This is a genomic window from Methylobacterium sp. WL7 (genome assembly GCF_008040085.1).
GTDB lineage: Bacteria > Pseudomonadota > Alphaproteobacteria > Rhizobiales > Beijerinckiaceae > Methylobacterium > Methylobacterium mesophilicum.
In genome coordinates this window covers 1-4059 of the sequence record NZ_VRVG01000230.1, presented here as the reverse complement: position 1 = coordinate 4059, position 4059 = coordinate 1, and the positions used below count along the sequence as shown (strand labels likewise).

Here is a 4059-nt window from a genome sequence, read left to right as displayed (position 1 = left end):
CCCTCGATGCCGGCGATCCGCCAAGCCATCCTGGATCACCTCAGTCAGCCACCACCGCGGCGATGCCCGCACTGTGACGCCGTTCTCAATCTGCCACCCTGAAGTCAAAATGCCAAAGTAGTGCTAGGTCGCGGACTCATAAAGTTCGTAGCCAGACCCGAACGGCGGCGAGTTTGACGCTGGCAAGAAAGTTGTCGGGATCCTTGTCGTAGCGGGTGGCGACGGCACGGAAGTGCTTGATCTTGCTGAAGAAGCGTTCGACCCGATTGCGGTACTTGTACAGGAACGGGCTGAAGGCCAAGACCTGCTTTCGGTTGGGCATCGGCTTCACGTTCGCCCAAGCACCCTGCTCGGACATCCGGGCTCGCAGCGCATCGCTGTCGTAGGCCCGGTCACCTAGCAGGACCTGGCCTTCACCCAGCCCGCCCAGCATGTCGGTCGCCGAGCGCCCGTCATGCGCCTGACCGGGCGTGATCTTCAGCGCAACGGGACGGCCCTCGGCATCCACCAGCGCGTGGATCTTGCTGGTCAGGCCGCCCCGTGAGCGACCCATGCCACCGGATCCGCCGTCTTTTTTTTGGCGCAGGCTGCATGCTGGTGCACCCGCACGCTGGTGGCGTCGATCATCTGCAGATCGCCCTCGTAAGCCTTCGACACAGCAGCCAGAAGCCGATCCCAAATGCCGCGCTTGCGCCAGCGCCGGAAGCGGTTGCCGCAGGTCGTGTAGGGCCCGTAACGCGCCGGGATGTCGGCCCACGGCGCACCCGTGCGCAGCCGCCAGAAGATCCCGTTCAGCACCCGTCGGTCGTCCACCCGATCCTTGCCGCGTACGTCCGTCGGCAGAACCGGCTCGATCACCGCCCACTCTGCGTCCGTCAGGTCAAACCGCGCCATCCTCGGTCCTCCATTCGGAGAACCAACGACGCCCCGACCAAACCGTGCCACCCGTTATGGGTTCACGACCTAGGGCGGTCCAGGGCGGCCGCCTTGCCGCCGGTAGGTGGTAGGGGGGGGCTACCGCGCCGCCCGCCCCTCTCGGACGCGCTTTGCGGCCGCACCGGCCCCTTAAGCCTGTGGTTGTCAGAGTGCCTCAACGCCGCCCTGGCCGGCTCGATCGAGAACTGCGCCCCGGTTCCCCGGTCTGAGCCCCTGCCCTGTCGATCTAGCTGCCATCAGGAAGGATGATCCGCATGCTCACCCCCCTCCAGGATCGTGCTTGTGGTGCCCTGCTCGGCCTCGCCGTTGGCGACGCCCTCGGGGCGACCCTCGAGTTCGAGCCCCGCGACGTCCACCCACTGCACACCGAGATGCTCGGCGGCGGTCCCTTCAACCTGAAGCCCGGCCAGTGGACCGACGACACCAGCATGGCGCTGGCGCTGGCCGAGAGCCTGATTGCTGACCCAGAATTCGACCCCACCGACCTCATGACCCGCTTTGTCGCCTGGGCCGAGCGGGGCGAGTACTCCTGCACTGGTACCTGCTTCGACATCGGCAACATCACGCGGCAGGCGCTGCACCACTTCCAGCGGACTGGCGACCCGTTCGCGGGCTCGGAGGCGTCCGATACCGCCGGCAACGGCTCGCTAATGCGGGTCGCGCCAGTTGCGCTGCGGGCGCTTGAAGACGATGCCCTCGCCGCGCGGATCGCCCGGGACCAAAGCCGCACCACCCACGCGGCCCCGGAAGCGGTCGAGGCTTGCGACCTGTTCGTGCGGATCCTGTGTGAGGCTATCAAAGGAGGCGGCAAGGATGCGCTTCGGCCCCGACCCTGGGACGGCGCGCCCAAAGTTAAGGCTATCGCTGCGGGTGCCTGGCGCGGGAAGCCGCGCGCGCAGATCCGCTCCACTGGCTACGTGATCGATACTCTCGAGGCGGCGCTCTGGTGTACGGACCAAGCGGCGAGCTTCGAGGAGGCGCTGGTGCTGGCCGTCAATCTGGCGGGAGACGCCGACACTGTCGGCGCGGTGACCGGACAGGTCGCTGGTGCAGTGTTCGGGGCCTCGGCGATTCCGCAGCGCTGGCTCAAACCCCTGGCTTGGCGCAGGCGACTGGAGGCCCTCGCCGTGCAGCTCACCCATCTCGCCAAATCTTCATAAGAGTCCGTTGTAGCGAAAGCAGCTATCGTCGCTGTCATCTAAATTACGCTCGGGTGCATTTATTGGCTGATGCTGGCCGCTTGGTTTCTGCCGCAAGAGGCTGCTTCCTCCCCTTTGCGGGCGTTCGGAAGGTCAGCTCATCAGCGGTCTGATTGACCAGGGAGACCGGTAATGGCCGTAAGCGGAACGGCTGCTTCGGAGGCGGTCTGCGGGAAAAGCGGAAGGCCTCCTAGCGACCCAACCCGGTCGCCCGTACCTCGGTCCGCGCTTCCCCAAAGCAGTCGTTCATCACCCCTCTGGCAACTTCGGCTTGGGCAGCAACCGGTCATTCGCCGGCGGGCAAGCCAATCGACATGCCTGGTTGCGCCGAATGTCAGGCTGCGACTGCGAACGCGGCCTCGGTCCGCAGTCGGCCGACGATAGGGCAATCGGCTGAATGGCGAACGGGCTCACCGGAGTGAGAAGTGCAGCTGTTCTGTCGGATTGCAACCGGCTTGTCGAATGCGAAACCGCGACTGTCAGAGACCTATGTGACTCGACGGGATAGCTCGTCAGAGCGATGCGTCCTCCCCGCTGTCGAGAAGCGCTTGCTCTCAAGCGTCTCTGGGCGACATGCCGAACCGGCGCCGGAATGCGCGGGTAAGGTTCCCCGATCTGAAGGCGAACAGTTTCGCGTTCTCGTCCTTCAGGTAAGTGGCGGCGGCCGCCTGGATCTCATTGTCCGACACCTCGGATTTCGGGCGCAAGTGATCGACGCTGGGGATCTCTTCAGCCATTGCGGTCGCCTATTACTGCAGCCCCGGCGGGTCCAAGAGGCCGAGGCAAACGACCAACCCGAGGAGCTCGCCGTCCGTCATGCTCCCTCCGTCAACCTGCCAAAGCAAACCGCCGCCAGGGCTCGACATCGTGCCCACACAGCTTAAGTGCCGCAACGACTTCGAGGACAGGCGCACCATCGTCGCTAATCGCTACATCGACGCCCCGATTATCCGAGCCCGCGCGCTCATCAGTCGCTCGTCGTCCGTCCGCATCGGCATGTCGGCGTTGACCTGATACAGCGACTCGCCGCCTGTTGTCTCATGTAGGCGAGCCCGGCAGCGAAGCCATAGAGGAGTTGAGTCATAATCGGTGTCTCGGAGTTGTTAGAATCGAATTTGCTGCTCCCTAATCGGCTAACGCTCACTCCATAACCGAATGCGCTATAGCATTTCTCATCGCTGAATTCAACGGAATGAATATACTTTTAGTGGGAGATCTTGAATGATTGCAGCGCTTATAGTTGCCAAAACTGCGATTAGGGAACTCAATGTAAACATTGTTCCGAACGGTACAGACAAAAAACGTGACTCGGTGAGCAGCACTGCGCCAATTACGTTATAAGCAATCGCAACTGCGATAATAAAATACAACGACAAATTCGCTAAAGGATTTAGGATTGACGACCCTCGATTAACAGGCATTGCTAACAAACATAAAGCTAGCCCGCTTGCGGAAACGGCAATGACGAGTAAATTGCCGACAACCAAGAAATAATCGGTCAAATGCGACGATCCATTGAAAATAAAAATAAGATTCCCGTATAAGACCTTGGCAGAAACCGCGGAAAACAATATAATTCCCAGCCAGCATGACGCCAAATGTATGATCCTGTTTAAAGGTCTCGTCAAATGTAAAATCGAAACGAATCCGCAAAGAAAAGCCACAAAAGGTCCTCCGATGAAGATTAAGATATATGACTCGTAAACTGCAACGTAGGAGACAAGCAAAAATAAGCAGATCGAGACAAAGATTGAAATTATTCTCAGCTTACTCAGCGAGATTCCGCCAACTGCAGCTGTGTAAATTAGAAAAAGATAGCAGCAAATGAGTGTACTAAACAGTACGAAACCCATTGTGTAGCCTTGTCTTTCGACAGGAATACTGAATGAATATATGATATATATAGCATGACAAAGGCAAACAC

General features: G+C 60.1%; 3 protein-coding genes and 1 pseudogene. 1 reads left to right on the top strand and 3 read right to left on the bottom strand.

Annotation, left to right across the window (positions count from 1 at the left end):
• Positions 1–136: 136 nt before the first annotated feature.
• Positions 137–894, bottom strand: a pseudogene (locus FV233_RS28415) (IS5 family transposase).
• A gap of 296 nt (positions 895–1190) precedes the next feature.
• Between FV233_RS28415 and FV233_RS28410 the strand changes: the two are divergent.
• Positions 1191–2096, top strand: coding sequence for an ADP-ribosylglycohydrolase family protein (locus tag FV233_RS28410; protein WP_147899523.1), 906 nt, complete (start codon positions 1191–1193; stop codon positions 2094–2096).
• Between the two features lie 593 nt (positions 2097–2689).
• Here FV233_RS28410 and FV233_RS28405 read toward each other — a convergent pair.
• Complete coding sequence (locus tag FV233_RS28405; protein ID WP_147899522.1) at positions 2690–2872, bottom strand: hypothetical protein; 183 nt, start codon at positions 2870–2872, stop codon at positions 2690–2692.
• Between the two features lie 447 nt (positions 2873–3319).
• Positions 3320–3637: a hypothetical protein gene (locus FV233_RS28400; RefSeq protein ID WP_147899521.1), complete on the bottom strand. Its 318-nt coding sequence runs from the start codon at positions 3635–3637 to the stop codon at positions 3320–3322.
• Positions 3638–4059: the final 422 nt, after the last annotated feature.